Source organism: Nostoc sp. PCC 7524 (assembly GCF_000316645.1).
Classification (GTDB): domain Bacteria; phylum Cyanobacteriota; class Cyanobacteriia; order Cyanobacteriales; family Nostocaceae; genus Trichormus.
The window spans coordinates 4,613,114-4,635,554 of sequence record NC_019684.1 but is presented as its reverse complement, the minus strand read 5'-3'; the positions used below and the strand labels follow the sequence as shown (position 1 = coordinate 4,635,554).

The window sequence follows — 22,441 nt, the reverse complement described above, 5'->3', positions numbered from 1 at the left end:
AACTATTACATTCGTACTCTTGTTTTAGTGTACTAGACGCGTTTATCATAACTAATTTAGCGAATTTTAATCATTCTATCAGCACCATTTCAGAAAAATTGTCTATTTTCTTAAATATCAAGGTAGTGAAATTACACCAGAACTTTATTGCTTGGTTAAGTAAGAAATAGAAAATAATAGATATATGCACAAACGTGATTTCTTACAAAATGGTGCTGCATTAGTTGGCACAGTCTTGTTAACACCCCATATTTTACAAAGGTCAAGCATTATGGCAGCTTCTAATACTAAGTTTGAAATTACCAAAACTGAAGCAGAATGGCGCACCATTTTAACGCCAGAACAGTTTCATGTATTGCGTAAACACGGAACTGAACGTGCTTTTACCAGCCCACTTGATAAGCAATATGCTGAGGGTACTTATGTATGTGCTGGTTGTGAACAACCCCTATTTAAATCTGACACCAAATTTAACAGTGGTACTGGTTGGCCTAGCTTTTTTGCACCCATTGAAGGTGCAATTGCTACTACTGTAGATAGGTCTTTTTTCATGACCAGAGTTGAAGTACATTGTAGCCGTTGTGGTGGACATTTGGGTCACGTTTTTGAAGACGGCCCCGCCCCTACAGGACAACGCTATTGTATGAATGGTGCAGCATTGAAGTTTGTTCCTGCCTAAAATGCGTGCATCAGGCAACTTCTGCACTAGCTGCAAGTATACTTTATTTTCTCTCATGAGAAACTGATATTCTCTGTTGAAGTTGGTAATAGTTAATGGGTAATCAATCATCCATTACCTATTACCAATTAATTTTAAACATAGCTTTTCTCTATAAAAATTAAATGAATCCCATCAGAATTTTTGATACTACCATGCGTGATGGAGAACTTACGCCTGGTGTACAAATGAATTTACAACAAAAAATTGCTCTCTCGCAATTACTAGAACAAATGGGAGTAGATATTATTGAAGTAGGTTATCCTGGTAACTTTCAAAAGGATTTCCATGAAGTATTTCATATTTCTCAAATCATTAAAAAATCTACTATTTGTGGGTTAGCAAGTGCAAGCCATAATGAAATTACGACTCTGGCAGCAGCACTAAAACCAGCCACAAAGCCTAGAATTCATACTTATACACCCGTTAATTTAAAGAATCAATCTCAATTGAGAGCAGAACAAACATTAGAAATCATTAAAGACAGTATTTCACTCGCACGTAATTATACAGATGATGTTGAGTGGAGTGCTTTTGATGCTCCCAGAAGTCAACCAGATTTTTTATGTAAGGCGATTGAAACTGCTATTAAAAATGGAGCGACTACTATTAGTATTCCTGATAGTTTAGGTTTATCCTCACCGGCAGAATTTTCAGAACTTTTACAGATGATTTTTCATCGAGTCCCTAATATTGAGCAAGCTGTTGTTTCTGTTCATTGTCATGATGATTTAGGTATGGCGGTGGAGAATTCGCTCATTGCTTTGAATTGTGGCGTGAAGCAAATTGAGTGTGCAGTTAATGGTTTGGGTGCAAGGAAAGGCAATGCAGATTTAGAAAAAGTGGTGATGGGTATTTTGCAGCAGAAAGATTATCAGATTGATATTGATATTTCTCTAATGAAACAAGTATCAGAATTAGTTGCCAAAATTACAGGGATGGGCAACACCAAAAAATAAATTATCCTAACTTTAATGTTCGTAGGGTGCGTCAGTACGAATAATTTCTTGGTATATCAAGATTTTCTCTGACTGACGCACCATACATAGTCTAGCTGTTGAGGTTGTTGACTTAGCTAGCTATTGCTTCAGCTTTTTTCTCCACAGGTACATAAGGTTTTTCTACACCTTGCGCTAAGTATTCAGATAGTTGTTTTTCAATTTGGTCGCGCACAATTTGGCGATATTCTAGAAAATGCTCGTTATGGGCGCAAGCAGCCAGATAATGTTCCGCAACTCTGGGATTACGCTTGATGATGCTAAATAGGTGATGCCAGAATTTCCACCGAGTTTCCCGCTTAATTCCTTGCCGCCAAATTACAATCAGCAAGGCTTTAATGACTATCAACTCTGGCCATTTGAAGGGTGCATTCCAACTTGGTGAACCCATCATCAAAAAACAGCGATAGGTGCGATCCAAATACTTCACAGGATCATATAAAGTACAGAAAGCTTCAATGTATTCTCTGGCGATATCTTCTAAGGGACGGGTAGGAATGAAATTCATCAACGTGGTTTGGTTGATATTTCCATCTTGATTTTCCCGTAATCTTCCTTCTTTTTTCAGCCGATGCCACAATGCTGTATTGGGTAAGGCTTGCAACATGGCGAAGGTTGTGGAGGGAATAGCTGCTTGTTCGGCAAATCTGACGATGCGATCGCCTGCGCCGGCTTTTTCACCGTCAAACCCAATAATAAATCCAGCCATTGGGCGCAACCCCGCTTTGATGATGCTTTGTACTGCATCAGTTAACGAACTACGGGTATTTTGGAATTTCTTCGTTAGTTGTAAGCTATCCTCATCTGGCGTTTCAATTCCTAAAAATACCGCCGCAAAGCCAGACTCAACCATCAACTCCATTAATTCTGGATCTTGTGCTAAATCCACTGAAGCCTCGGTATCAAACCGGAATGGATACTCATGTTCTGCCATCCATACTTTTAACTCTTTCAGCAACAGTTTGACATTACGCTTGTTACCGATAAAGTTGTCATCTACCATGAACACACCTCGCCGCCAACCCAATTCATAGAGGTAATCTAACTCGGCTAATAGTTGCGCTGGGGTTTTGGTACGGGGTTTGCGTCCATACAGTACAATGATGTCGCAGAATTCACATTGGAAGGGGCAGCCACGGGAAAACTGCACCGACATCATGTCATAAGCATCAAATTCTAGTAAGTCAAAGCGGGGTATGGGTGTACTTGTCACATCTGGTTTTTCAGTGGTGCGGAATGTACCAGAAGTTTCTCCCTGTTGCACTGCTTCCACAAACATGGGTAAGGTGATTTCCCCTTCATCTAAAATCAGGAAATCTGCGCCCACATTCTGCACTTCATGGGGTGTAGATGTCGGATAAGGGCCACCAACAGCCACCAATTTACCGCGCTGTTTGGCTTCTTGGATTTGTTCAAGTAAATCTTGTTTTTGGACAATCATCGCGGAGAAAATCACGATATCCGCCCACGCCCATTCTGCTTCTGTGGCTGGACGAATGTTGCGATCCACCAGCTTAAATTCCCACTCTTGGGGCAGAATCGCCGCTACTGTTACTAAACCCAGTGGTGGTAACAGCACTTTGCGATCAACTAAAGCCAGAATTTTTTCGTATGACCAAAAGGTTTTGGGAAATATTGGATATACCAGTAGAACACGCATCTCGTATCAATCCTCACGCTTTGATGTGATCCCAATTTAACGAAAATAATTACTTATTGACTTTTTAAGTAAATTGGTTTTAGTTTACCGCTAATGGTTTTGGCTGTGCAATTTAAAATACAAGCGTGATGAATTTTTGATACATCATAATTTTATATGTTGAGGGTAGGATAACCCTCAATGATTACCCTCACAATTAGCGACCTTCGCCAACTGCTAATGCACTTTTCTCTAGTTGTTTGAGTGTTTGTGACTGTTCCTCTAAACGTACCGCTAAACTCTGACAAACTAAATCACACAAGTCAAAGATGATCGGATCAGCAATTTCATAAAATACACTCACTCCTTGGGGTTGGCGCTTGATAATACCTGTCTGCGCCAAAATTTGCAGATGTTTGGAAACATTAGCTTGTTTTAGCTTAGTAATTTCCATGATTTCTGTAACATTTTTGGGGCTGGTTTTCAGCGCACATAAAACTTGCAAACGACTCACCTCAGATAAAACTTTGAAATACTCCGCAATGGGTGTGAGCGTGGTAGGAGATGGTTCGAGCATAGTGAACTAAATTTCAGTAGATTTTTTGTTGACACTAAGTATTGTAACATGGTTAGATTATATTACTATATAGTAGTATAGTGGCTAATAGGGAAACAACTATGACCATGCAAGCTATGTTATTTCGCCAGCTTTTTGACCCAGAAACCAGCACATACACCTATTTAATTGCAGACATTGAAAGCAAATCAGCCGTTTTAGTTGACCCAGTGTTAGAACAAATCGAACGCGATCAAAAATTAATTGCGGAACTGGGTTTGACACTGCATTACTGTTTAGAAACCCACATCCACGCCGACCATATTACAGGATCGGGGAAATTGCGCGAGTTAACGGGATGTCAGAGTATTGTACCTTTTGGGGCTAATGCAGTCTGTGCTGATAGAACCATTCAACATGGTGAAGCCTTACAAATTGGTGCAGTTGTGATTGAAGCGATCGCCACCCCAGGACACACCGACAGTCACATGGCTTATTTAGTCAACAAAACCCATTTGCTGACAGGAGATTCCCTACTGATTCGCGGCTGTGGACGCACAGACTTTCAAAGCGGTAATGCTGGGGCGCTTTATGACTGTATTACCGAAAATTTATTTACCCTCCCAGATACCACACTTGTTTACCCAGGACACGATTATCGAGGACACATGGTTTCAACCATTGGCGAGGAGAAAGAATTTAATCCGCGTTTTGTAGAACGCGATGGGCTACGCCCCGCCAGACGCGATCGCTCAGAGTTTATCGAATTGATGGGTAATTTAAACCTACCAAATCCGCAAAAAATTATGGAAGCAGTACCAGCCAATCAACGCTGCGGCCAAGTATCACTGATCGCTTAATCATCTCACCCCTATCTATAAGCAGTAAAGAACATGACACAAACTACCAAAGTTGCTGAAATTGATGCAGTCACACTCAAACAATGGTTAGAGTACAACACCGTGTTACTGATTGACGTGCGCGAACCTTCAGAATATGCAGAAGAACATATCCCTGATGCCAAGTTACTTCCTCTCTCCAATTTGCAACCGCAGCAAGTAGCCTCACAGGGAGAACCCATAGTTTTATATTGTCGTTCCGGTAATCGTTCCGCCCAAGCTGCAAATAAACTCATCAAAGCTGGGATTAACAACGTCTATCATCTGCGCGGTGGGCTACCAACCTGGAAAGCCGCAGGTTTACCCACCAAAATCAATCCTCATGCACCAATCAGCATCATGCGGCAAGTACAAATTGTTGCCGGTTCATTAGTTGTTATGGGAACTGTACTTGGTGCGTTTGTCTCACCTTGGTTTTTAATTTTGAGTGGCTTTGTCGGTAGTGGATTAGTCTTTGCTGGGGTGACAAACACCTGTGCAATGGGAATGTTGCTAGGGAAACTACCTTATAACCAACGGATGAGATAATTATGACTTGGATATTGGGTCATCTACTTGCCATTGTAATTGGTATTAGCTTGGGACTATTAGGTGGCGGTGGTTCGGTGTTGGCTTTACCTGTGTTGGTGTATGTCATGGGTGTGGCACCAAAAAATGCGATCGCCATGACCCTAGTCATCATTGGTACAGTCAGTATACTGGGATTAATCCCCCACTGGCGAGCCGGGAATGTCTGGTTAAAGACTGCTGCTATTTTTGGTGCAGCCACAATGGTAGGTGCATTCTTCGGTGCGAAGTTAGCCACCCTGCCATTGATTACCGATGCGATACAGATGTTGCTGTTTGCGCTGTTGATGTTGGTAGCTAGTATAGTCATGATTCAGCGCAGCGCCCGCCCTAAAAAATCTGATGATACTACACCTTACCCACCGCCAGTCTGTAAATATTGTTGGCTGTGGTTGATGAGTGAGGGCATAGTTGTTGGAACTTTGACGGGTTTGGTGGGTGTTGGTGGTGGGTTCGCCATTGTACCCGCCTTGGTATTACTCGGTAAAGTGCCGATGAAAGCAGCTATTGGTACATCATTATTGATTATTATTATGAATGCGATCGCTGGCTTTCTCGGCTACTGGGGACACGTCACCTTGGACTGGGGTTTGATGTTGTCTTTTATCCTAGCGGCTAGCGTCGGGACTTTAGTTGGCGGGTATTTATCTCAGTTTGTGTCGGCGACGCGGTTGCAAAAAAGTTTTGGTTATTTTTTACTGGCGGTGGCAGCGTTGGTTATGTTTCAAAACCGTGATACCTTTTGGCAATGGTATACGCCCAAGAGTGCTACTGCGGCTAAGATTAGTTCACAATCAAGACTGTAGTATTGCTCAATGTAGAATGTGTTAGTTAATCAGGTAGGCATCTTTCACCCAATCCTTATTATTTAATGGAGCGACTCGCGCCCCTGATGCTTCTTGGGTGAGTCAAGAACGTTCCTTCATTCGTTTGGAAATATCTTTGATTTCAGAACATTTTCATCAGCGATCGCATTGGTAATCACATATTTATGCAGACATTCTTGGAATAAGTCTCTAGTGGTGCGTTTACCGTGTTGATTACTGGCAGCGTTATCGGCAAAGATAGGAGTTCCGGTAAAGCCGAACATCTGGGCTTGGGTAAAGAATTTGACGATATTTTTATGGGTTTCGCCAAATTGGGAACGGTGGCATTCATCAAAGATAAACACAATGCGCTTATCTTTCAAGCCTTCCATTGCGCCTTCATGGCGTTGGGATTTGATCGCACGGTTGAGTTTTTGGATAGTGGTGACGATCAGGCGACTATCCCCAGCCATTTATGTTACCAGTTGTCTGGTGTTGTCGGTGGTATCTACACAGTCAGGACTAAAATAATTAAATTCTTTGCTGGTTTGATAATCGAGGTCAGCGCGATCGACGACAAACAGCACTTTATGCACTTTGGGAAATTGGGTGAGGATTTGGGCAGCTTTGAAACTGGTGAGGGTTTTGCCCGATCCAGTGGTGTGCCAGATACAGCCGTTTTTATCGGTATCCTTCACTCGCTCAATAATGGCTTCTACTGCGTAGTATTGATAGGGGCGCAACACCATCAGCACTTTGTCAGATTCGTGCAGGACAATGTATTTGCAGATCATTTTGGAGACGTGGCATTTCTCCAGAAAGCTGTCGGCAAAGTCCTGTAGTTGGGTTATGAGGTTGTTTTCTTGGTCTGCCCAGAAGAAAGTTTGTTTAAATTCTTGTTTACGATTGTTGGCGTAGTAGCGGGTATTAACGCCGTTGGAGATGACGAAAATTTGGACAGATTGAAACAGTCCATTGTCTGCGCCGTAGGAATGGCGTTGGTAGCGGTTGATTTGGTTAAAGGCTTCTTTGAGTTCCAGCCCTCGGCGTTTCAGTTCAATTTGGACGAGGGGCAAGCCGTTAATCAGCAGGGTTACGTCGTAGCGGTTTTTGTATTTGCCTTGCTGGGTGACTTGGTTGGTGACTTGATATTGGTTTTGACACCAATGTTCGGTGTTGAGAAATTCTAGGTAAAAGGTAGTGCCATCGTCGCGCCTGAGTTCCATTTTGTCGCGCAGGCGTTTGGCGCGGTCAAAGACGTTACCTTTGTCAAGGTGGTTGAGGATTTGATTAAATTCTTGGTCGCTGAGTTTGATTTGGTTATGCTTTTCCAGTTGGGTTTTGAGGTTGGCATTGAGTTCTGCGGCACTGCTGATGTTGACCGGTTCGTAGCCTAATCCTGTTAGACGTTCAATCAATTTTTGTTCAAGTTCGGCTTCAGATTGGGTCATGGGGAATAAGTGGGATTATAAATGTTTAAGCCTTGGATGAAGCGAAAATCTTTAAGGTTTAAGGTATAGAGGCTAATGTTATGAGTTAGGGCAGTGGCGGCAATCAGGTTTGCGGATGGTATCTAGGGTAATGTTTTTCCCTTCCCAAATTCCGGCTAGGGCGAAAAAGTCTTGATCCTGTTGGGGAGGTGTTTCGGGTTGTTGTTCTTGTTGTTGGCGATCGGCTTGAAATTCTAGGAATTCTACAAATTCGATCACTTTTTTTTGTTGTTCGGGGGGAAGTTGTTGGATTTTTTGAAGGGCTATTTCTAGGGTTAGCATATTGGGTAATAATGGGTAATACTTTTATTTTTATTATTCCCTACTATCAGGTTCAAGGGTTAAACCGCGATAGACTTGTTCAATGGGGAATTTGAGGTTAATGCTTTTGAGTTCGTGATCAATCTGGCAGCAAGTAAGCTATGGTTTTTGCTACCATCGGTCATGGCATAGATACCCATAGGATAAACTTGACCGTTGATCAGTTCGTGTTTTTCTAGTTGCTTTTCTTCCCAAGCAAAGTATTCTTCGGGGGTTAAGTTTGTGGGTTTGTCTTTAGCGGCGATCATTTTTTTGGTAATAGGTGATTGGTAATTGACGAGATGTGCAACTTATTTTTGAAACCCCTCTCCAAACCTCTCCCCTGCAAGGAGAGAGGCTTTGATTCTTGCTCCCCTTCCCACTCCTTCGGAGAAGCAAGCTATGTAGGGAAGGGGTTGGGGGTTAGGTTTGAGAGAGAGTTGCACACGGCGTTAATTGGTAATTGGTAATTGGTAATACTTTGATTTTATTCGCTATCTCCTAACTAACTTTTCGTTGGCAAAGAAAGAACCTGTACTTCACTGATTTTGGACAACTGCTTATCATTGGTAATCAACTATTTTTAGTGGTAAATACTGGATACTCTTTACTAACGGCTATATCCTCACCTGTATCGTTGATATTAAATTTAAATGTAATATCATCACTCATGTGACGATAAACAAAAAAGTTTTTGGGGACAACTCCGTATTCACCTTCATTTTTAAGTTCCCTATCTGAAAAATATTCTTTTTGCGGTTTTAGACCTTCACGAGAAGAACTGTAAATAGGTACATGAGTATTAGCATTGACTCGTTCCTGATGTTCTATTATAAAATCTCCTAACTTCCTCTCTTCCCAATCAGGGAACGGAGAACCGATCGCGTCTTTAAACCGAATTTTTTGAGCAAATATTTTCTGCATTACGCCGCATTTGTATGTTTGCAGCAGTTCCCGTTTGCGGCGGAGTTGGTTTAACCGCGTATCCACCGCCCCCAAAAAACTAGCGATCTTCTCTTGTTCTGCTAAAGTGGGTCTATAAGTGGTTAAAGATTGCAATTGAAATAAATCTAGTTTCCCTGCCCCAATACCAGTACCTGTAACCATTGATTTCAAAAGATTTTCTTGGGATTTTAACCAAAAAAATAAAAACTCTATTTTGTCATTGGTTAAAACTTTAAGTGCTTTTACATCTTGATTAAATGATAAATCTCTACCCGCAATTCCCATAGGAATACGATTATATAAAATGCTCCCACGAACAAGAATTAAAATAGAACCTTTTTTAGCTAATCTTGAGCCATTATTTAATCCCTGTACTGTTATCTTTTGATCTGAATCAACAAGTAGATCACAATACATAGAAGATGCACTAATCCAAGGAATGTCACCATTCCAGTAATTGAAATTTTCTCTAGAAGGTGTTCCTCCAGAACTAAAATTCACTATGTTTTCTAATGCGGTCATTTCTCAATCTTCCTTAAACTCAGGGAACCGCAACTGAGGGATATTTTTCTTTAACTTCTTACTCATTCCCTAAAACTATTATCAATAAAATCAATAATTTCCTGATAAAAAACCTGCCCCTTGTCTCTACTGCTACTAGCAGTCACCAATAACCTTAAAGTTTCTACCAACGAACTGATAACAGCATCACAAACCAAATCAAAAAGCCGACTTAAATCATCTTGGTTTTGTTGTCCATAAGCCAAAGCATTAATATAATCATTGCGGATTTGATTATTAATCACCACAATAGGATACCCTGCACGAATTAACATTGAAGAAGGCAGGAGGCAGGAGGCAGAGGGCAGAAGGTTTTGTTTAGAAGGGGATTCCGACCCCTCCTAAACAAGAGCCACCAAATTTTCAATTTGGTGGGGGTCTTAAACCCTTGCTCCCTACCCTGCGGGAACCCCTTCGGGGAATGGTCGCGGCAGAGGACAGAGGCCAGTATTCCTTCTGCCTCCTGCCCTCTGCCCTCTGCCTTTCTTGATAAATTCATGATTAATCTAGCCGTTCTCCCATTCCCATCTCGAAAAGGATGGATAGAAACAAAACGATAATGTGCCATTGTTGCATATTCTACCAGGTGAAGTGTTAAAGCAGCATCCGAATTGAGCCAGATAACAAAATCTGCCATTAATTGAGACAGTAAATAATGGGGAGGATAAATATAATTCGTTCCTGCTGCCATCACATCCAACTTCCGATAACAACCTGCTTCATTAGGGTTAATTTTCCTCAGAATCAGATTGTGAATTTGTTTAATTTCCCATTCATTAATTGCTGTATTTTTTTGGGCTAAACTCTCAATGTAGTCAATCGCTTCTTTATGTCCAATTACCTCTAAATGTTCATCAAGAGTCTTACCGCCAATGGTAATTCCTTTTGTTAACACTAACTCGGTTTCACTTTGAGTTAAAGTATTTCCTTCAATGGCATTAGAGTTATAAGTAAAACGGACATCATAGAGCTTTTTCAGTTCAGCGATTATTATTTGATCAAATGGTCTAAAGTCATCTAATACCAATTCACGAAAAGCCTGATACAAATAAAGCATCAAGAATAAAATCCCAACCTGTGATAGAAGCAACAACTGATGTGTTTAATTGTTCCAATCGCTTCCAGATAAATTCTCTTAATTCATCTAAATTTGAGAAGCTTTCCCAAGTTAGATGCCTTTTAACTTCTTCCCACAATCTTTCTATTGGATTAACTTGAGGTGTATGTGGAGGTTGAAATAACAAAACTATGTTTTCTGGTATTTTCAGATGCTGACTTAAATGAAAAGCCCCATTGTCTAACTGAAGAATATGAATATCTTGAGCATAAGTCTGGGAAAATTTTTCTAAAAAAATATTGAAACAGGCTGTATTCAAATGAGAGAATTCCCAGATAAAATACTCTCCAGTTAAGGGTTCCACTAATCCATATAAGTAAAAATTATCCCGCTTCCATTGCATAATGCCGATGGGCTTGACTCCTTTTTTAGTAATTAGTCTCCCAGCTTCAGTCTTCAATCCCACACGGCTTTCGTCCCCACACCAATATCTCATTGTTTTTTGCCTATCTACTGGTGCTATGACGTGTTTTTTTATTACTTCTAGGTATTGTGGCAGTTTTTTTTAAATTCTGATTCTGCTTCGCTATCGTATTTAATACCTACTGCTCGCGGCACTTTTAGCTTTGCTTTCATTTGATAGCGCACTGTATCATGTACTACTTTATATGATGCTTCTATCCCTTCTACTGCTTTTAACCATGTTCGGATTTCCTCATAACTTTTGAATCCCTCCGATTCTTGAAGCTCTTTGTCTAGCTGCTCTCTTACTTGTAAGCTAATTATTGCAGGTCGCCCTGGACTCTTTAGAGTTGTTAATAGACCCTTGATTCCCGACTCTTGATAATTTTTTAACCATCTTTGTACCGTTACCCTTGCCCTTCCTACTACCACCGCTACATCTTGTATTGTTTTCACTTGTCCTATTTTCAGCAAATACAAAGCTTGAATCCGTTCAAAACTTGATGCTGTTTTTTGTTTTAAGAGCAACTCATGCAATTCCTCTACTGACTCTTTTATTTCTACTTTGGTTACTCCAGCCATCTTTGCTCGTTAATATTTATTCCTTATTTATCTGTATCATACTTTTCGTGAATTGGTATAACCAAGCTTTTAGCTTGTCAATTTGCTCTAATTTACCCTGATAACTCATACGCACATAGTTGCTGATTAAAGCAGTTAATGAAAAGTCTTTTTTTTGACTTAAACCAATTACCTGTTCAATAAACTGCTCGTAAAGTTTAGAGGAAGATACTAGCATATTATTAATTTAATAAAAACTTTAATAAAAAATAATGTTAGCTAATCATCTTATAGATTTTCTTGAAAAGCAGTCAACAAGTCCCGACGACCACTAATCACCCTCAATATTTCAATACCATCCTCAAGCACACAATAGAAAACAATATAACTGCTTAAAGGAACACCTTTTAAACCAGAGTAAATATAATCATAACTTTTTCTACTATTAGGAAATGTCACTAATTGCTTACACTTACGGATAAAATCATTAAAAAACTTTTCTCCAGCACTGACATTATTTACCGCAAAATAATCAGCAATTTCATTGAGATCATGACTAGCTAACTTATTGATTAAATATTGTGCCATCTATTCCCTTTTAAACCGCTCTAGAATCCCAGAAACAAAAACTTCTCCATCAATCGGCGGTTCTTTCTCTGACATCTCAATAGCAGCTTGGATTTTTTCCCGAACAGACAAAACCCACTCATTTTCCGCCCGTTCGTATTCCTCAAGCAACCGCAAAGCAACCTCAAGCAACTGCTGAGGCGATTGATATTTACCCGTTGCTATGTTGGCACGAATTAAACTCTCCTGTTCTGGTGTCAAGGTTATATTCATCGCTGATATCCTGAAACGTCTATATCGCCGTAGTTTAGCATTTACTTTTATTTTATTCCTCACCCTCTAAAACGGTGACTCAATCCCCAATTCCTCACAAAACCCGCGAATTAGCCGATCTGTCTCCACCATCTCCCGATCAATTTCTCGAATCTCCCACGCCACCGCGTCTAAATCAATTTCCTCCTCCTCCTCAAAGGTATCCACATAACGGGGAATATTTAAATTAAAATCATTCTCCTCAATTTCCGTTAACGGGGCGCGATAACTATACTTTTCTTCCTGCAATCGTTGCCGATAGGTAGAAACAATTTTGTCAACATCCTCATCCCGCAAATAATTCTGATTCTTCGCCTTCTCAAAATAGGCACTGGCATCAATAAATAAAATATCTTCAGGATTTTCCCGACACTTCTTAAACACCAAAATACAAGTCGGGATACTCGTCCCATAAAAAATATTCGCAGGCAACCCAATCACTGCATCTAACCAGTTCCGTTCCTTAATCACATACTTACGAATTTGCCCCTCTGCCGCACCACGAAACAAAACCCCGTGGGGCAACACTACCGCCATAATGCCATTCTCATCTAGGTGATGGATCATGTGTTGTACAAAGGCAAAATCAGCCTTAGAAGCCGGGGCTAACTTCCCATACTGACTAAAGCGATCATCCGACTCAAATAACTTATTCGCGCTCCAATTCGCCGAAAACGGCGGATTCGCCACCACCGCCTCAAACCGCATTCCCTCATGCTGGGGATTCTCTAACGTATCTTCCTGGCGCAGATCAAAATTGCGATAATGGACACCATGCAAAATCATGTTCATTCGCCCCAAGTTGTAGGTTGTGCGGTTCATTTCTTGTCCGTAAAAATCACCGACTGATTCCACCTCCCGCGCTACCCGTAGCAGCAAAGATCCCGAACCACAGGTGGGGTCATAAACCGACTTCAGCCGACTCTTCCCCGTTGTCACAATCTTCGCCAGCACCTTAGACACCTGCTGCGGCGTGTAAAACTCCCCTGCCTTTTTACCTGCACCACTGGCAAACTGCCCAATCAAATACTCGTAGGCATCCCCCAGAACATCGCTCTCGGTTTCTTCTAGCCGAAAATCAATCTTATTTAGATGCACTAAAATTTTGGCAATTAAAGCATTTTTCGCCTTCGGAGTCCGCCCCAACTTCGTGGAATTCAGATCCAGATCCTCAAACAAATGATCAAAATCTTCCTCACTGTCCTTGCCCATTGTGGAGCGTTCAATACTGTTAAGCACTTGGGCGAGATCATCCAAAATAAAATTTGACGACTCAAAATCTTCATCCCTCAAATTTTCTTCAGTGGCTCTTTTCGCCCCTAACGCCCGTTCCGCTAAAGAACTGAACAACTCTGACGGCTTGAAAAAATATCCCAGCGTGGCGATCGACTCTTCCCGAATCGCCTCTATATATTCTTGCCCCTCCTCCGAAGATTCATCAATCTCCAGAAAGTCAATGCCATCCTCCGCTAACACTTCATTGGCCCAAGCAATAATCCCGAAACTCATCAGCATTCATCTTGCCCCGAAGCGAGTCGGCAATATCCCATGGCTGGGTTTCTAGCTTTTTCTTGTGTCCGTTTTGTCCGTTCAGTCCGTTCGTCATTTATCTCTCGTACTGGGCGATCGCTGTCACCGCTAAGAAGTGGTATCTGAGCAACGTATAGACTAACACACAAGATGATTCCTTGGTACAGTGCGTAAGCCCTAATATTGTGCTAGATGAGCATGGCAAGTTTATAGTCATTGACCCGCACGACAAAACGCCGCTAAAGATACTAATGGCTTACCAGAAATCAAAATCTCAACACTGCGATCAGCTACGCTGGGCGTTTACGCCATCGCATTACTATCCAAAGCAAGGCAAAATCCGCAAGTTTGGACTTCTGTTGATAAGAATGAAAATTAGATGACTTTTGGTGCTTCAAAGTCAGTTTTTCTAAAGGAGTCCCACTTTCGCTCTAAATCGTTATAGTTTGTAAACTGTAGTAGCTATGAAATTTGTATTTTGTTTACTACTGTAGCTATTATATGTCCAACACCAACAAGGGTGAAAAAGAAACCAGAATTTATATTTATATTGAGGACGTTGTATCTGTTGCCTGGAATAAAGATAGAGGAACAGTTCTAAAACGATTACGTGGAAAAATGTCACGCCAGAAACTGGCTGATGAAATTGCTGCCAGAGGTGGTGAATGTTCGCATCAAAACTTAAAGAAATTAGAGTATGGTGAGTCTGAAAGCGTTTCTCTAAAAGTATTGGAGGCTATTTGTACTGCATTAGGAATATCGGTAAACAATTTTTTAAGCACAGTCGAAGTGACAAATTAAAGTTTTAAATATGCTTATTGAGTTTAGCTACTCAAGTAACTAATATATTAATGTACTCAAAAAGGCGATCGCCCTCCACCAAGAGAAATGCGATCGCGTAGCGGCTCCTTTGGAGCATCGCCTTTTGTTAAACCTCATTAATGAGGTCACTCATGATGATTGTACAAGATGAATTTGATAACCCAGCCTTGGCTAAAACCGAGTTTGATGAATATATTGACCAGCTTGCTGACCCAGTAGCACCAGAAATTGAGATTGATTCGGTATCAGAGGTATTTGGCGAACTTTACCGTGTTTGGAATGGTTCCCAACTACTTGGCACTTTCTACCAAAATCTGAAAGGTGAATGGATAGCACAACCCTGTAATAGCGACGATAGATTACGTTGTGACACTCCTTTAGCAGCACAAATCATCATCATCGCTGTGAATAGCTTACTGGTAGCCGACGCAGCATAACACATAAAGCATTTATCCCATCACTTGGAGACGTGATTCAGTTCACGTCTCTTTCTTATGTAAAGGAATAATCCAACCGTATCAAACCATGAATCACTTTTGCGATCGCCGTCAGTAATTTGACCTCAATCTTTGAGCAACGCCTAACGGCATCAAGCCACGAATCACCATCTTCTGTTTTGATAAATGTGACTTTACCCATAAGCTTGCCATCGCGGCAAAGTTATGGGTAAAGTCACAGTGTCAAAGTTACAGAGTATTACTTTATTAGTGGACGTAACTGGATTCGAACCAGTGACCTCTACGATGTCAACGTAGCGCTCTAACCAACTGAGCTATACGTCCTTAACTTCACAACTTATAAGTATAGCATATATTTATCATATAGCAAATGTTTTTTCTGACAAATTCCTACTGCTGAAGTCGCTTCTTGGCTTGTGATATCAATATCTGTGCTTCTGCGTAGGCTGTTGTCCCAGACTGCACAGTATTTAGCTGGTTAATAATGCCTTGGATTTGGGCTTGAAACTGCTGTTGCTCAGAGGGAGGTGCAGCAATTAACCTCTGGATTTGTTCATTCGCCTGTTTCAGTGATGATTGTGACTCTATCTCGGCTTGCAGGCGAGTTTCTAAAATTCCTAAATTAGTTTGATAAGTCGCTAGCAACTTCTGAGCTTCCAAATAACCTGGGTCTTCTACCCGGATGCTTTGCAATTGCTCAATGGCTGTTGACCACAATTTAGCAATTTGCTTCCATTTCATTTCTGTATGTGGTGGATTTTGAGCAGATTTAGCGGCTGCAAGGGCAAATTGTTTTGCACCCTCAATTAATTTGCTGCTGCGGGGATCAACAACACCTTGGATTTTGCTTTGGTAGCTGACTAATAATTTTTGGGCTTCTACATAACGGGGATTTTCTAAAGGAACTTGATTAATGCGGTTAATAGCCTGTTGCCATAATTCTGATGCAGCTTTTGGCTGAATTGACTTGGCTTGTTCGGCTGCTAGGTCAAATTCTTGGGCGGCTGTGATGAAATTACCAATGCGAGCATTTTCAAAATCACGTTTATAGGCGTTGAGTTTAGCTGTGGCTGTTTTTGCTGCTAGTGTTTGTTGGGGAATTTGTTCTAATTGGTCAATTCCCTCTTGCCATGAGGCGATCGCTTTTTCCCTATCTTGAGTATTAGTAGCCTGTTCATACTGCTGCTTGGCTGCTTTGAGGGTTTGTTCTCCCTGAGTCAGTGGTACTAAAGCATTTTTATCTTGAAACACAATCGCTTCTATCCGCCCTACCCGTTGACGTGCTGTTTCAAACTCATCTACAGTAAACCGCCAAGTACAGCCAAATAAGTTACAGTAAGCTTGGGGATAATAACCTAAAAACCAAACTGGTAAATTATCCAAATTTCGTTTTGCAGTTTTGATTTTTTCACCACCGCGTTCAATATCTGCTGGGCTAGTAGCTTTATTAATTAACTGATCAGCTTGCTCTAGGTTATGAATTGCGCCACGATAGTTATGATCCATACTGATATAACTAGGCAATAGCAGGATGGGTACAGTTTTGGCAATCGGCCAGCGAATCATCGGGTAAGGTAAATTGACTACCCAAATTACCCCGACTGAAGTACCTAAGATAATAGTTGCCCATTTGATTTTGGTAATTAACCCAGGTGCTTGATTAGCTTTTGTAGCTTTTTTAAGAACCTTCTCACTGAATTGTGGATATATATCCAGAACTGTTTCACTTAATTCATCTAAGCCCACAGGAGAGCCTTTTTCTGTACGTAGTTTTTCTAAGCGTTTAATGACTATTTCCTGCTCCATTTGGCTAAGTTGGTCATTCCCACTACATTTTTGTACTTCCGCCAGCAATAGTTTCCAGGCTTTTTTGTTGAGACGATACATAGATATAAGCTGTAACTTATAAACCTAGTATTCCCATTGCTGCTGCGAAAAATCACTAAAATTGACCACAGTCAAACAATCAGATTCATCAATCAAGATACTTAAAACCAATAATAACTATTGCTAAAATTTATAGGTCTAATAAGAAAAACTTGATAATTGAGAATGTCAACAGCTTTAATTACCGGTGCATCAGGTGGTATAGGTAAAGCCTTTGCTCAAGAATTAGCTGCACGTCAAACTAACCTAGTTCTCGTTGCTCGTTCAGAAGCAAAGCTACACCAGCTTGCTCAAGAACTACGAGAGCAATATCAAATTCGAGTAGATGTAATAGTTACAGACCTTACAGAACCAGATGCGACTGCGGCTGTATTTGAAATCACAAAGACCAAGGGATTAACGATTGATTTATTGATTAACAATGCAGGTTTTGGCGACTATGGGGACTTTGCCAAAAGCGATCGCGAACGGCAAGTTAAGATGGTGCAGTTAAATGTTTTGGCATTAGTAGATTTAACCCATAGATTTTTGCCTCTCATGCGTCAGCGTGGTTCGGGAAGTATTATTAACGTTGCTTCCATCACTGCATTTCAACCGATACCTTACCTTTCTGTTTATGCAGCCAGCAAGGCTTTTATTGTCAGTTTCAGCGAGGCATTATGGGCAGAAAATCGTCAATATGGTGTACGCGTTTTAGTAACTTGTCCAGGGCCAACAGAAACAGACTTTTTTACAGAAGCTAATTTTCCCCCAGCTTTAGCGGAAACCACAAATAAAGTCATGACTACTGAAGAAGTTGTCCGTCATTCCCTCAAAGCTTTAGAGAGGGGAGAACCAACTCTGATTGTTAGTGATCTGAGTACCCAACTCAGAAGTGTAGTAGCGCGACTGGTTCCCCGCAAAACTTTGTTAAGTATGTTGGCTAAACATTTTCAAGCTTAAGAACAGCCTCACAGACAACACACCACTAGCGAGGAATGAAACAAACACTTCTTCCTCTCTTATCCTGTCACCTGTCACCTGTCACCTGTCACCTGTCACCTGTCACCTGTCACCTGTCACCTGTTACATATATCTAGTTAATTGCACCCGGTAACGTTCTTTTTTAGTGACGGCCACTTCCCCCACTTCTAAACGTCCTTTACCGCGAATGGCGATTAAGTCACCTGATTTAACTTGCGAACTAGCTTGAGTGACTTCCTTCCAGTTCACACGCACATCGCCAGCATCAATTAAGTCAACCATTTTACTGCGAGACATCCCAAATCCAGCAGAAGCGATCGCATCTAAGCGTAAAGAAGCTTCCACAGTTGTTAATTCTTTTTTCTTGGGTTCCCGAACTTTTAACTCGCTCAAATCAATCTGTTGGGTTTTGACAGGAACAGATCGCACCTGCTGGAGATTCATTGTCAAAAATTCGGCTAACTCCGGGACGACAATTGCTTGCGCTCCCCGTTCACCTAAAACAATAATGTCCCCAGTTTTTTCTCTGACAATTCCCGTTCCCAACATTGCGCCTAAAAAGTCGCGGTGGGTAGCCGGATCGAATAAAAAATTACCAGCTATTTCTAGCAGTACAAGATTAACTTGAGATTGATCTAAGGGTAACTCAGAGCGTGCGATCGCTACTCTTTGGCGTTCAGCTTGCGGATACCCACCCCAAGCCACCAATTGTAGCTCTGTTAAGCGACTAAACACCCGTTGAATTTCTGCCAATTCTGGGGGTGACAAAAAATCTGTCAACACCACTTCCCAAGTTTTAATCGCTTGCTCCGCTTGGTCAATTACACGCGCTATACTATCTCGATTTTCAACACCCTTTAACAGTTCTTCTCGTGGCAACATTATTAAAAGTTATTAGTCAATAGTCATTAGTTAGTAGGCAATAGGCAATAGTTATTCTCCTCTGCTCCCCTGCCTCCTCCTCACTAATCCCCAGTCCCTTACACGCTAGTGTCAGCGTAGCCCTGAATATTTTCTGGCTCAAACTGACGTAATATGCGATTAGCTTGCCGGGAGAGAATTTCAGAACCCTGAACTACGATGAGATACTTACCTGCATCCAAGCGGTTACGGTAGGGTAAAGCGTCACCACTACCTACAATTAAACCAACTCCACCGCCAACAAACACGCTACCCATCGCACCGCTAGCAGCACCTAAAAGCCCACCAACAACGTGATTGCCAATTTCACCCGCCCAGGCAAAGGTATCTAAACCAGTAATGAGACTAAAGGTAAAACCAGCAAAAAAGCCAAATGGTACTAGCCAATATGCCATGAGCCGCGCTTGTTTTTTGGCCTGGGCATTGGGATCAATTAAGCCAAATTCGTCAGCAGTTTTATAACCTTTTCCCAGGATCGTGCTATTTATACCTTCTTTTTCTAAAGCTAAGTAAGCAGCTTCGGCTTGGATACGGTCTGGTAATACGGCAACAATGTAATTCATTGATGGAATAATATTTGTCTTATAAAAGTTTTGCCTTAATTAACAGCGTATCAGTAGTTATTGCTTATTGGGTATTGGGTATTGGGCATTGGGCATGGGTATTAAAAATAAAATCTCCCTCATCTCCTCCTGCTCCCTGCCCTTACTTGACTTTATCCAGTGGCTCACAAAAGATATTGACACCTTGCTTCACAACATACATTAAAACTGGTGTGGCTAGAATTTTAGGAAATGTCGTCATGGTTTTCAGATGTGCCATCATCTGTTTAATTGAGCCATTTTGCAAGTCTTCCCGAAATTCTTGCTCACAAATAACAGCACGCCACTTTTTCGCCAAATCGCCTAACCACTCGGAATTAGCCTGTTCTGGCTCTTGCCCGGCTTTAATTGCTAGCGTCATAGCTGCATCTTCTAAATCTCCTTCACAGTCCTCAATCATGTCCAGGGCTTCCATCGCACCCTGATCCTCTACCAATTGAGAACGAAATAGCGCAATTTCTTGTGATGTAACTGTTGTCATGAGTTTTTAAAGCCGAGCCGCTAAATAGTCAAGAGTCCATAGTCTATAGTCCATAGTTTATAGCCAATCCCTACCCTGACAATAGGGATTGGATAATGGAAAGACAAGGTAGAATATCCAATGCCTATTGCCTCTTAAACTATTGCCTATTGCCTAACTAAAGCAATGCTCTAGAGGTAACAGCTCGTTGTAAATCAGCCAAAGCTCGGTTGTACTCCAGAATCGCTGTGATGCGATTACCCTCAGCTCTAGTCAACTCATTTTCTGCGTTGATCACATCTGTTTGAGTACCTACACCAGCTTGGAATCGCAACCGCGCTAGGCGTAGTGATTCTCTAGCTTGCTCTAAGGCAGTGTTGGCAGTTTGGACGTTTTCTAGGTTAGCTTGCTGTGTAAAAAAGGCTTGCTCTACTTGAAAACGGATTTGGTTGCGCTGTTCGGCAAATCGGGTTTCAAAGATCGCAATATTTTTCTTAGCCTGGGTTGCTCTAGCTCTAGCTGCGCCACCATCGAACAAATTCAAACTCGCCCTCACTCCCACAGAATAACCATCTGTCAGGCTGATACCGTCATCAAACTGATCTAGCAGGTTGTAATTGGCGATGAAGCTGACTTGTGGGCCGAGATTGGATAATGCTTGCCGTCTTTGCTGCTCGCTAATGTTACGTTGCGCTAGTTGTTGTTGTAGTTCGGGACGATTTTGATAGGCTAATATGACACTTTGCTCTAGGGACTGCTGCCAAAGACCTGCTAATTGTACGGGATCTGCGGCACTGATGTTAACTGTCTGGGGCAAGCTCAACCGCGTTGCTAAGGTGCGGCGGAAAATTTGCTGCCGAGACAGAGCATTGGTTAGTTCTTGTTGAGCATTGGCTAAATTAACTTGCGATCGCAATACGTCGAACCGTGTCCCTACCCCAGCCCTTTCTAATGCTTCGGCATCTCGTAAACTAGCTTGGGAATTTTCCACGGCTGATTGAGCAATTCGTACCCGTTCATCTGCCTCTTGTAAGTCGTAATATTCCCTGGACACATTCCGCCGGATATCTTCGGACTGGCTTTCTACAGCTAGCTCACTAAACCGTACCTGTTCCTCAGCCTCCTTGATGCTAGCTCGCCGTCTGCCGGAGGTGAAAAGGTCATAGCGCAACTCTGCTTGACCATTGAAGGCTGTACTAGGTTCGTCGTTATTAGAGGGGAAACCTTGTCTGCGGCTTTGTTCATCCTGGAGTTGACTAACAGCAGACTGGCTACGGCTAATATCAGTGTTGATAGAAAGATTGGGATACAACGCTGCTTGTGCTTCCCGCAGAGACGCTTGAGCGCGTTCTAGTTCCAACACAGCCACTTGTAAATCCCGGTTATTACGCTTTGCTAGTTCCAGTGCCTGCGCCAAACTAATCGGCTGATTTCCCTGTACTGTTACTTCCTCTGTTTTGGTAGGAAATTGCAGGGGGTTGGGATTGGGAATGAGGTTTTCTGGAACCTGGACAGCACCACCAGGTACAGGAGTTACTGTTGCTGGCTCAGTAGGAGTTGGTGCTGTTTCCACAGGTGCAGGGGCATCCTGTGCGAATTCCACAACTTCTGCGGTTGAGGTGGTTTCGCCTGTGGGGGCAGTAGTTTGGCTTACCTGCTGGCTTATCAAATAGGACTTGCTACAGGCTGGTGAAGTTACCAGCAAAGAAGTCCGATTCTGCTGCGCTAAGGAGCAACTGTTTACTGCTAATAGATTTGCTGCTCCTGCACCTTTGACAGCAGTTTGTACAGCTATTGGTAACTGAGTTTTGGGACTTTGCTGTGGTACTGAATGCTGTAGAGAAGATAAAGCAACAGTTTGGTTGGCAGATAACTGGGATTTGCTAGTAGTCATAGGCACTACTGTCTTGACTAATTCTGGTTCAGAACTAGGTTTTTGATTACTGCTCAAACGCTGCTGCTTCAGCTTTTGTACAAGATTTCGCTGGGATGCTAGACTGACAACTTTAATTTCATTTTTTTGAAATTTTTGTTCTTTAGCAATACCAGTATTATCTGTCAAGATAACTGGATTACTTGTACTACTTAAAATCTGGGAATTCACCACAGACGAATCAGAATTTGTAATAATGTCTGGAAAAACTTGGGCTGTAGTCTGAGGTAATTGTGGCTGGATATTGTCTCCTACCAATGTTTGACTATCGTTAGCAGTCAAGACACTAGGAGAAGACGCTAGTTGTACACTACTTACCTTCATGGCCTGGGCCACAGCTGGCTGAGTTGTCAATACGGCTGCTGTTACACCAGGTAAGAAACTATAAAATAATTGTTGTCCTTTCACCGCATCCCCTCACACGAAA

Annotated in this window: 28 protein-coding genes, 1 tRNA gene and 1 pseudogene; 8 read left to right on the top strand and 22 right to left on the bottom strand. The window is 41.8% G+C overall.

What is annotated here, in order from left to right:
- Positions 1-184: 184 nt before the first annotated feature.
- Positions 185-679, top strand: coding sequence for a peptide-methionine (R)-S-oxide reductase MsrB (msrB, locus tag NOS7524_RS18595; RefSeq protein WP_015140026.1), 495 nt, complete (start codon positions 185-187; stop codon positions 677-679).
- A gap of 164 nt (positions 680-843) precedes the next feature.
- Complete coding sequence (locus NOS7524_RS18590) at positions 844-1,677, top strand: isopropylmalate/homocitrate/citramalate synthase (RefSeq protein ID WP_015140025.1); 834 nt, start codon at positions 844-846, stop codon at positions 1,675-1,677.
- A gap of 112 nt (positions 1,678-1,789) precedes the next feature.
- Here NOS7524_RS18590 and NOS7524_RS18585 read toward each other — a convergent pair whose 3' ends face one another.
- Together NOS7524_RS18585 and NOS7524_RS18580 are read right to left on the bottom strand one after the other, a co-directional pair.
- On the bottom strand, positions 1,790-3,376 hold the full coding sequence (locus tag NOS7524_RS18585) for a B12-binding domain-containing radical SAM protein (protein WP_015140024.1): 1,587 nt from the start codon (positions 3,374-3,376) through the stop codon (positions 1,790-1,792).
- A 196-nt stretch (positions 3,377-3,572) separates the two neighbouring features.
- Positions 3,573-3,932 (bottom strand): ArsR/SmtB family transcription factor, encoded by a 360-nt coding sequence (locus NOS7524_RS18580; protein WP_015140023.1) that lies wholly within the window; start codon positions 3,930-3,932, stop codon positions 3,573-3,575.
- A gap of 116 nt (positions 3,933-4,048) precedes the next feature.
- On the opposite strand from NOS7524_RS18580, the gene NOS7524_RS18575 reads away from it, so the two are divergent.
- The 3 genes from NOS7524_RS18575 to NOS7524_RS18565 are packed head-to-tail and all read left to right on the top strand — an operon-like array spanning position 4,049 to position 6,183.
- Complete coding sequence (locus NOS7524_RS18575) at positions 4,049-4,771, top strand: MBL fold metallo-hydrolase (RefSeq protein ID WP_041555843.1); 723 nt, start codon at positions 4,049-4,051, stop codon at positions 4,769-4,771.
- Positions 4,772-4,804: 33 nt separating this feature from the next.
- Positions 4,805-5,338, top strand: coding sequence for a rhodanese-like domain-containing protein (locus NOS7524_RS18570; protein WP_015140021.1), 534 nt, complete (start codon positions 4,805-4,807; stop codon positions 5,336-5,338).
- Between the two features lie 2 nt (positions 5,339-5,340).
- Complete coding sequence (locus tag NOS7524_RS18565; RefSeq protein ID WP_015140020.1) at positions 5,341-6,183, top strand: sulfite exporter TauE/SafE family protein; 843 nt, start codon at positions 5,341-5,343, stop codon at positions 6,181-6,183.
- Between the two features lie 116 nt (positions 6,184-6,299).
- Here NOS7524_RS18565 and NOS7524_RS18560 read toward each other — a convergent pair.
- From NOS7524_RS18560 to NOS7524_RS30775, 13 genes and pseudogenes are all read right to left on the bottom strand, one after another.
- Positions 6,300-7,634 (bottom strand): annotated as a pseudogene (locus NOS7524_RS18560) (type I restriction endonuclease subunit R).
- A gap of 78 nt (positions 7,635-7,712) precedes the next feature.
- Positions 7,713-7,955, bottom strand: coding sequence for a DUF2281 domain-containing protein (locus tag NOS7524_RS18555; RefSeq protein WP_015140019.1), 243 nt, complete (start codon positions 7,953-7,955; stop codon positions 7,713-7,715).
- A 59-nt stretch (positions 7,956-8,014) separates the two neighbouring features.
- Complete coding sequence (locus tag NOS7524_RS18550; protein ID WP_051039205.1) at positions 8,015-8,242, bottom strand: Uma2 family endonuclease; 228 nt, start codon at positions 8,240-8,242, stop codon at positions 8,015-8,017.
- Between the two features lie 304 nt (positions 8,243-8,546).
- Complete coding sequence (locus tag NOS7524_RS27885) at positions 8,547-9,440, bottom strand: restriction endonuclease subunit S (RefSeq protein WP_015140018.1); 894 nt, start codon at positions 9,438-9,440, stop codon at positions 8,547-8,549.
- A gap of 62 nt (positions 9,441-9,502) precedes the next feature.
- On the bottom strand, positions 9,503-9,727 hold the full coding sequence (locus tag NOS7524_RS18540; RefSeq protein WP_235622367.1) for a hypothetical protein: 225 nt from the start codon (positions 9,725-9,727) through the stop codon (positions 9,503-9,505).
- Positions 9,728-9,747: 20 nt separating this feature from the next.
- Positions 9,748-10,536, bottom strand: a complete 789-nt coding sequence (locus tag NOS7524_RS18535) for a Fic family protein (RefSeq protein ID WP_235622457.1) — start codon at positions 10,534-10,536, stop codon at positions 9,748-9,750.
- Complete coding sequence (locus NOS7524_RS18530) at positions 10,508-11,032, bottom strand: IS630 family transposase (protein ID WP_015137802.1); 525 nt, start codon at positions 11,030-11,032, stop codon at positions 10,508-10,510. The genes NOS7524_RS18535 and NOS7524_RS18530 overlap by 29 nt, the downstream gene beginning before the upstream one ends.
- Before the next feature lie 47 nt (positions 11,033-11,079).
- Entirely contained in the window at positions 11,080-11,580 is a 501-nt protein-coding gene (locus NOS7524_RS18525) for a helix-turn-helix domain-containing protein (RefSeq protein WP_015140017.1), read from the bottom strand.
- 16 nt (positions 11,581-11,596) lie between these two features.
- Positions 11,597-11,797, bottom strand: a complete 201-nt coding sequence (locus NOS7524_RS18520; RefSeq protein ID WP_015140016.1) for a hypothetical protein — start codon at positions 11,795-11,797, stop codon at positions 11,597-11,599.
- Between the two features lie 50 nt (positions 11,798-11,847).
- Positions 11,848-12,147, bottom strand: a complete 300-nt coding sequence (locus tag NOS7524_RS18515; RefSeq protein WP_015140015.1) for a type II toxin-antitoxin system RelE/ParE family toxin — start codon at positions 12,145-12,147, stop codon at positions 11,848-11,850.
- On the bottom strand, positions 12,148-12,399 hold the full coding sequence (locus NOS7524_RS18510) for a ribbon-helix-helix domain-containing protein (protein ID WP_015140014.1): 252 nt from the start codon (positions 12,397-12,399) through the stop codon (positions 12,148-12,150). It lies immediately after the preceding gene.
- Between the two features lie 66 nt (positions 12,400-12,465).
- Positions 12,466-13,953 carry a type I restriction-modification system subunit M gene (locus NOS7524_RS18505; RefSeq protein ID WP_015140013.1) on the bottom strand — a complete coding sequence of 496 codons (1,488 nt, stop codon included), beginning with the start codon at positions 13,951-13,953 and terminating at the stop codon, positions 12,466-12,468.
- Positions 13,947-14,117 carry a hypothetical protein gene (locus NOS7524_RS30775; protein WP_235622366.1) on the bottom strand — a complete coding sequence of 57 codons (171 nt, stop codon included), beginning with the start codon at positions 14,115-14,117 and terminating at the stop codon, positions 13,947-13,949. The genes NOS7524_RS18505 and NOS7524_RS30775 overlap by 7 nt, the downstream gene beginning before the upstream one ends.
- Positions 14,118-14,469: 352 nt before the next feature.
- Between NOS7524_RS30775 and NOS7524_RS18500 the strand changes: the two genes are divergently transcribed.
- The gene (locus NOS7524_RS18500) at positions 14,470-14,769 is read left to right on the top strand and encodes a helix-turn-helix domain-containing protein (protein ID WP_015140012.1); all 300 of its coding nucleotides are present in this window, start codon (positions 14,470-14,472) and stop codon (positions 14,767-14,769) included.
- A gap of 152 nt (positions 14,770-14,921) precedes the next feature.
- A complete protein-coding gene (locus NOS7524_RS18495) occupies positions 14,922-15,227 on the top strand; it encodes a hypothetical protein (protein WP_015140011.1) in 306 nt (101 codons plus the stop codon).
- A gap of 55 nt (positions 15,228-15,282) precedes the next feature.
- Here NOS7524_RS18495 and NOS7524_RS30190 read toward each other — a convergent pair whose 3' ends face one another.
- The 3 genes from NOS7524_RS30190 to NOS7524_RS18485 all read right to left on the bottom strand — a co-directional run bounded on the left by NOS7524_RS30190 (position 15,283) and on the right by NOS7524_RS18485 (position 17,135).
- Positions 15,283-15,429: a hypothetical protein gene (locus tag NOS7524_RS30190; protein ID WP_171815383.1), complete on the bottom strand. Its 147-nt coding sequence runs from the start codon at positions 15,427-15,429 to the stop codon at positions 15,283-15,285.
- Between the two features lie 69 nt (positions 15,430-15,498).
- Positions 15,499-15,572, bottom strand: a tRNA-Val gene (locus NOS7524_RS18490).
- A gap of 66 nt (positions 15,573-15,638) precedes the next feature.
- The gene (locus tag NOS7524_RS18485; protein ID WP_015140010.1) at positions 15,639-17,135 is read right to left on the bottom strand and encodes a hypothetical protein; all 1,497 of its coding nucleotides are present in this window, start codon (positions 17,133-17,135) and stop codon (positions 15,639-15,641) included.
- 165 nt (positions 17,136-17,300) lie between these two features.
- Here NOS7524_RS18485 and NOS7524_RS18480 point away from each other — a divergent pair, with 165 nt between their 5' ends.
- Entirely contained in the window at positions 17,301-18,077 is a 777-nt protein-coding gene (locus NOS7524_RS18480) for an SDR family NAD(P)-dependent oxidoreductase (protein WP_015140009.1), read from the top strand.
- A 123-nt stretch (positions 18,078-18,200) separates the two neighbouring features.
- Here the strand turns inward: NOS7524_RS18480 and NOS7524_RS18475 are convergent, their stop codons facing one another.
- From NOS7524_RS18475 to NOS7524_RS18460, 4 genes are all read right to left on the bottom strand, one after another.
- Positions 18,201-18,980 carry a photosystem II S4 domain protein gene (locus tag NOS7524_RS18475; RefSeq protein WP_015140008.1) on the bottom strand — a complete coding sequence of 260 codons (780 nt, stop codon included), beginning with the start codon at positions 18,978-18,980 and terminating at the stop codon, positions 18,201-18,203.
- Positions 18,981-19,078: 98 nt separating this feature from the next.
- The gene (locus NOS7524_RS18470; protein ID WP_015140007.1) at positions 19,079-19,582 is read right to left on the bottom strand and encodes a hypothetical protein; all 504 of its coding nucleotides are present in this window, start codon (positions 19,580-19,582) and stop codon (positions 19,079-19,081) included.
- Between the two features lie 142 nt (positions 19,583-19,724).
- Entirely contained in the window at positions 19,725-20,102 is a 378-nt protein-coding gene (locus tag NOS7524_RS18465; RefSeq protein WP_015140006.1) for a hypothetical protein, read from the bottom strand.
- A 157-nt stretch (positions 20,103-20,259) separates the two neighbouring features.
- A complete protein-coding gene (locus NOS7524_RS18460) occupies positions 20,260-22,422 on the bottom strand; it encodes a TolC family protein (RefSeq protein WP_015140005.1) in 2,163 nt (720 codons plus the stop codon).
- Between the last annotated feature and the right edge of the window lie 19 nt (positions 22,423-22,441).

Excerpts from the sequence above, each read along its gene's own strand:
- NOS7524_RS27885 (WP_015140018.1), bottom strand. The coding sequence starts at position 9,440 with ATGACCGCATTAGAAAACATAGTGAATTTTAGTTCTGGAGGAACACCT.
- NOS7524_RS18500 (WP_015140012.1), top strand. The coding sequence starts at position 14,470 with ATGTCCAACACCAACAAGGGTGAAAAAGAAACCAGAATTTATATTTAT.
- NOS7524_RS18535 (WP_235622457.1), bottom strand. The coding sequence starts at position 10,536 with ATGCTTTATTTGTATCAGGCTTTTCGTGAATTGGTATTAGATGACTTT.
- NOS7524_RS30190 (WP_171815383.1), bottom strand. The coding sequence starts at position 15,429 with ATGGGTAAAGTCACATTTATCAAAACAGAAGATGGTGATTCGTGGCTT.
- msrB (WP_015140026.1), top strand. The coding sequence starts at position 185 with ATGCACAAACGTGATTTCTTACAAAATGGTGCTGCATTAGTTGGCACA.
- NOS7524_RS18525 (WP_015140017.1), bottom strand. The coding sequence starts at position 11,580 with ATGGCTGGAGTAACCAAAGTAGAAATAAAAGAGTCAGTAGAGGAATTG.
- NOS7524_RS18520 (WP_015140016.1), bottom strand. The coding sequence starts at position 11,797 with ATGCTAGTATCTTCCTCTAAACTTTACGAGCAGTTTATTGAACAGGTA.
- NOS7524_RS18480 (WP_015140009.1), top strand. The coding sequence starts at position 17,301 with ATGTCAACAGCTTTAATTACCGGTGCATCAGGTGGTATAGGTAAAGCC.
- NOS7524_RS18565 (WP_015140020.1), top strand. The coding sequence starts at position 5,341 with ATGACTTGGATATTGGGTCATCTACTTGCCATTGTAATTGGTATTAGC.
- NOS7524_RS18465 (WP_015140006.1), bottom strand. The coding sequence starts at position 20,102 with ATGACAACAGTTACATCACAAGAAATTGCGCTATTTCGTTCTCAATTG.
- NOS7524_RS18580 (WP_015140023.1), bottom strand. The coding sequence starts at position 3,932 with ATGCTCGAACCATCTCCTACCACGCTCACACCCATTGCGGAGTATTTC.
- NOS7524_RS18530 (WP_015137802.1), bottom strand. The coding sequence starts at position 11,032 with ATGAGATATTGGTGTGGGGACGAAAGCCGTGTGGGATTGAAGACTGAA.
- NOS7524_RS18485 (WP_015140010.1), bottom strand. The coding sequence starts at position 17,135 with ATGTATCGTCTCAACAAAAAAGCCTGGAAACTATTGCTGGCGGAAGTA.
- NOS7524_RS18470 (WP_015140007.1), bottom strand. The coding sequence starts at position 19,582 with ATGAATTACATTGTTGCCGTATTACCAGACCGTATCCAAGCCGAAGCT.
- NOS7524_RS18585 (WP_015140024.1), bottom strand. The coding sequence starts at position 3,376 with ATGCGTGTTCTACTGGTATATCCAATATTTCCCAAAACCTTTTGGTCA.
- NOS7524_RS18510 (WP_015140014.1), bottom strand. The coding sequence starts at position 12,399 with ATGAATATAACCTTGACACCAGAACAGGAGAGTTTAATTCGTGCCAAC.
- NOS7524_RS18570 (WP_015140021.1), top strand. The coding sequence starts at position 4,805 with ATGACACAAACTACCAAAGTTGCTGAAATTGATGCAGTCACACTCAAA.
- NOS7524_RS18505 (WP_015140013.1), bottom strand. The coding sequence starts at position 13,953 with ATGCTGATGAGTTTCGGGATTATTGCTTGGGCCAATGAAGTGTTAGCG.
- NOS7524_RS18475 (WP_015140008.1), bottom strand. The coding sequence starts at position 18,980 with ATGTTGCCACGAGAAGAACTGTTAAAGGGTGTTGAAAATCGAGATAGT.
- NOS7524_RS18495 (WP_015140011.1), top strand. The coding sequence starts at position 14,922 with ATGATGATTGTACAAGATGAATTTGATAACCCAGCCTTGGCTAAAACC.
- NOS7524_RS18575 (WP_041555843.1), top strand. The coding sequence starts at position 4,049 with ATGTTATTTCGCCAGCTTTTTGACCCAGAAACCAGCACATACACCTAT.
- NOS7524_RS18515 (WP_015140015.1), bottom strand. The coding sequence starts at position 12,147 with ATGGCACAATATTTAATCAATAAGTTAGCTAGTCATGATCTCAATGAA.
- NOS7524_RS18550 (WP_051039205.1), bottom strand. The coding sequence starts at position 8,242 with ATGATCGCCGCTAAAGACAAACCCACAAACTTAACCCCCGAAGAATAC.
- NOS7524_RS18590 (WP_015140025.1), top strand. The coding sequence starts at position 844 with ATGAATCCCATCAGAATTTTTGATACTACCATGCGTGATGGAGAACTT.
- NOS7524_RS18555 (WP_015140019.1), bottom strand. The coding sequence starts at position 7,955 with ATGCTAACCCTAGAAATAGCCCTTCAAAAAATCCAACAACTTCCCCCC.